This window comes from Salinisphaera sp. G21_0 (assembly GCF_017744115.1).
Taxonomy (GTDB): Bacteria; Pseudomonadota; Gammaproteobacteria; order Pseudomonadales; family Endozoicomonadaceae; genus Endozoicomonas.
This window is the reverse complement of sequence record NZ_JAGHQW010000121.1, coordinates 1-4,460: the sequence shown is the minus strand read 5'-3', so window position 1 is coordinate 4,460 and position 4,460 is coordinate 1. Positions and strand designations below refer to the sequence as shown.

The following is a 4,460-nucleotide window of genomic DNA, read 5'->3' as shown; positions in this document are numbered from 1 at the left end:
GAACTGGCATATAGGCCGTGATCTCTTCCATCATAGCGATGACCGAAACGATCCGATTTACTCACCAGACCAGCCATTATTTCCTGTTTGGTGAGAGCATGAAAATTTTGAACAGGGTTTACTGAACGGCGCAGTAGATATTGAGAAGGGCCTGCGGCAGCAGAATGGTAAAATTTTTTACGCCCCGGGGGTGTGCGTGGGGCATTATCCCACTGTCTGACTGTGGCTTGTCTATATCGCCCACGCCTGGAAGCGGCATGGCCATTCGGTTGGTTGTCATTATTACCTGATCTTGCGTATTTGCCACTGATACCAGCAGAACTTCTATCCATAGTTATATTTCATTAATTCATGAAAATATAAAAAGCAGACTGCTGTTCTTCCCAGAAGTTCATTGTGCGGAAAAGTTTACTTGAGTCATGATGGGAGGAAGGCGATTACTGAATGTTTGTTTTCTTCCTCTTTGCCGGGTTGGTTTGCTCTTGTAAATGTTCTTCGGCAGTCACGTATGCAGCATCTGTCCACCCTCTTTTAAGTGAAACAGAGTCATGACCCTGTGGCGGGATGCCTATCCTGATCTTTATTTGATCAATATATGGTTTCATTAAATCTTTGTTCAAAAGCTGGTTAGCAGGGATTTCAATGACCTCAAATCCTGATTTTTGCAGCAGTGCGATTTTAAGCAGAGTTGAACCATTCCTGGTTTTGAAATCACCACCCACGTAATGACACGGTTCCTGAACTTCAATCACCATGTTGTGATCTGGCAGAAGCAGGTCAACTGGCGGTAATGAGTTCAGACTCTTTTCCTCTTCGATCCTCAAAGATGGAATGGATGATTGGAGTTGATCGCGGAAGTCGGCCTGGTTTTTTGAAATGGTTGTCCGGTAATGGCGGACGAACGGACACGCTCTGCCAAGCCAACTTGCAGCCATGATCATGTTGGATTGTTCTTCTTCATTATCTGGCGATGTATTTTCCAGGCGAGTGAACAAGTCATCCATATGCTTTTCAAACAAGTTATTTTTATTGGCATTGGAGTCTAGAGCCAACCTGGCACAGCATACCATTACTCCCCAGAGAGACATCGATATCTCTTGCTGAGAAAACTGAGGGTTCTCACTGATTCGATAGACAAGCGACTCGAACGTAGAGGTAATCACGTTCAGCTCAAGGAGTTCACCCAGTTTCGCCATGGCCCACAGCAGGATGGCAATACCCTGGGCACTAAATTGGTCTTTCTGTGCGTTCACGTGGGGCAACAGTGCGGCCACGGCTTCTTTGAGCCCTGGTGTCTGCTCATGCCCGTTGTCCACCAGTTTCGCCATGGTCCACAGCAGGTTGGCGATACCCTGGGCATTAAATTGTTTTTTCTGTGTGTTCACGTGGGGCAACAGTGCGGCCACGGCCTCTTTGAGCCCTGGTGTCTGCTCATGCCCGTTGTCCACCAGTTTCGCCATGGCCCACAGCAGTTTGGCGATTTCCTGGGCATTAAATTGGTTTTTCTGTGTGTTCACGTGGGGCAACAGTGCGGCCACGGCCTCTTTGAGTCCTGGTGTCCACTCCTGCCCGTTGTCCACCAGTTTCGCCATGGCCCACAGCAGGTTGGCGATTTCCTGAGCATTAAATTGGTTTTTCTGTGCGTTCACGCGGGGCAACAGCGCGGCCACGGCTTCTTTGAGCTCTGGTGTCCGCTCCTGGCCGCTATCAATCAATTTTGCCATGGCCCACAGCAGGTTGGCGATTTCCTGGGCATTAAATTGGTTTTTCTGTGCGTTCACGCGGGGCAACAGCGCGGCCACGGCTTCTTTGAACTCTGGTGTCCGCTCCTGGCCGCTATCAACCAATTTTGCCATGGCCCACAGCAGGTTGGCGATATGCTGAGGAATAAATTGGTCTTTCTGTGCGTTCACGTGGGGCAGCAACGCGGCCACGGCCTCTTTGAACCCTGGTGTCTGCTGCACCCCGTTGTACAAAAGTTTTGCCATGGCCCACAGCAGGTTGGCAATGCCCTGGGGATTAAGTCGGTTTTTCTGTGCCTTCAGGAGGGGCAACAAGGCAGCCACGGCCTCTTTTAGCCCTGGTGTCGGCTTCAGCCCGTTGTCCACCAGTTTCGCCATGGCCCATAGCAGGTTGGCAATGCCCTGGGCATTAAGTTGGTTTTTCTGTGCGTTCACGAGGGGCAACAGGGCAGCCACGGCCTCGTTGAGCTCTGGTGTCTGTTCCTGCCCATTGTCCACCAGTTTCGCCATGGCCCATAGCAGGTTGGCAATGCCCTGGGCATTAAGTTGGTTTTTCTGTGTGTTCACGAGGGGCAACAGGGCAGCCACGGCCTCGTTGAGCTCTGGTGTCTGTTCCTGCCCATTGTCCACCAGTTTCGCCATAGCCCATAGCAGGTTGGTGATATGCTGAATAATAAATTGGTCTTTCTGTGCACTCACGTGGGGCAACAGGGCGACCACAGCCTCGTTGAGCCTTGGTGTCTGCTTCTGCTCGTTGTCCGCCAGTTTCGCCATGGCCCACAGCAGGTTGGCAATGCCCTGGGCATTAAATTGGTCTTCCTGTGCGTTCACGAGGGGCAACAGCGCGGCTACGGCCTCGTTGAGCCCTGGAGTGTGCTCCTGCCCGTTGTCCACCAGCTTCGCCATGGCCCACAGCAGGTTGGCAATATGCTGAGGAATAAATTGGTCTTTCTGTGCGTTCACGTGGGGCAACAGCACGGCCACGGCCTCGTTGAGCCCTGGTGTTAGTTCCTGCCCGTTGTCCATCAGTTTCGCCATGGCCCACAGCTGGTTAGCGATGCCCTGGGCACCAATATCACTGGCTTCAGGTTTTTGGTTGCACTTGAATATTATTGCATCCAGTAGCGTCGATAATAAGGCAGCCTGAGTGTGCTGAACACGCTCATCTATGGGTCTATGAGGGGTAAAAACACCCGCTGAAGTAAATGAGTGCAGTGTTGTCGTCAGGCTTCGCCAATTCCAGCTCCGCGTTGCTGTGAAATTTTGCAGTAAACGCATCAGCTGGCTTTGTTCCCCTCGATTTAACGGTCTTTTAGACGCTGACGTGTATTTTTTAATGGAACTGGCATATAGGCCGTGATCTCTTCCATCATAGCGATGACCGAAACGATCCGATTTACTCACCAGACCAGCCATTATTTCCTGTTTGGTGAGAGCATGAAAATTTTGAACAGGGTTTACTGAACGGCGCAGTAGATATTGAGAAGGGCCTGCGGCAGCAGAATGGTAAAATTTTTTACGCCCCGGGGGTGTGCGTGGGGCATTATCCCACTGTCTGACTGTGGCTTGTCTATATCGCCCACGCCTGGAAGCGGCATGGCCATTCGGTTGGTTGTCATTATTACCTGATCTTGCGTATTTGCCACTGATACCAGCAGAACTTCTATCCATAGTTATATTTCATTAATTCATGAAAATATAAAAAGCAGACTGCTGTTCTTCCCAGAAGTTCATTGTGCGGAAAAGTTTACTTGAGTCATGATGGGAGGAAGGCGATTACTGGCTGTTTTTTTTCTGCCTCTTTGCCGGGTTGGTTTGCTCTTGTAAATGTTCTTCGGCAGTCACGTATTCAGCACCTGCCCGCCCTCTTTTAAGTGATACAGAGTCATGACCCTGTGGCGGGATGCTTACCCTGATCTTTATTTGATCAATATATGGTTTCATTAAATCTTTGTTCAAAAGCTGGTTAGCCGGGATTTCAATGACCTCAAATCCTGCTTTTTGCAACAATGCGATTTTCAGCAGAGTCGAACCATTCCTGGTGTTGAAATCACCACCCACGTAATGAGAGGGGCCCTGAACTTCAATCACCATGTTGTGATCTGGCAGTAGCAGGTCAACCGGAGGTAATGAATTCAGACTCTTTTCTTCTTCAATCTTCAGAGATGGAATAGATAATTGGAGTTGATCGCGGAAGTCGGCCTGGGTTTTTGAAATGGTTGTCTGGTAATGGCGGATGACCGGACAGGCTCTGCCAAGCCAACTTGCAGCCATGATCATGATGGATTGATCCTCTTCATTATCTGGCGATGTATTTTCCAGGCGAGTCAACAGGTCATCCATGTGCTTTTCAAGCACGTTATTTTTATTGGCATTGGAGTCTAAAGCCAACCTGGCACAGCATACCATGACTCCCCAGAGAGACATCACTATCTCTTGCTGAGAAAACTGAAGATTCTCACTGATTCGATAGACAAGCGCTTCGAACGTAGAGGTAGCCACGTTCAGCTCAACGAGTTCACCCAGTTTGGCCGTGGCCCACAGCAGGTTGGCAATACCCTGGGCATTAAATTGGTCTTTCTGTGCGTTCACGAGGGGCAACAGCGCGACCACAGTCTCGTTGAACCCTGGTGTCTGCTCCTGCCCGTTGTCCACCAGTTTAGCCATGGCCCACAGCAGGTTGGTGATTTTCTGTGGGTTAAAGTTGGCTTTTTGTAC

The 4,460-nt window shown here is 49.9% G+C and carries 3 protein-coding genes; all 3 read right to left on the bottom strand.

Annotated elements, in window-relative coordinates; translation table 11 throughout:
* The coding region (locus J7439_RS24900) for a hypothetical protein (protein ID WP_209204751.1) at nucleotides 1–332 on the bottom strand (332 nt) is incomplete at its 3' end.
* Between the two features lie 105 nt (nucleotides 333–437).
* Complete coding sequence (locus tag J7439_RS24895) at nucleotides 438–3,413, bottom strand: DUF1601 domain-containing protein (protein ID WP_209204750.1); 2,976 nt, start codon at nucleotides 3,411–3,413, stop codon at nucleotides 438–440.
* A 105-nt stretch (nucleotides 3,414–3,518) separates the two neighbouring features.
* Nucleotides 3,519–4,460, bottom strand: a 942-nt coding sequence (locus J7439_RS24890) for an RAP domain-containing protein (protein ID WP_209204749.1), incomplete at its 5' end; no start/stop codon positions are given.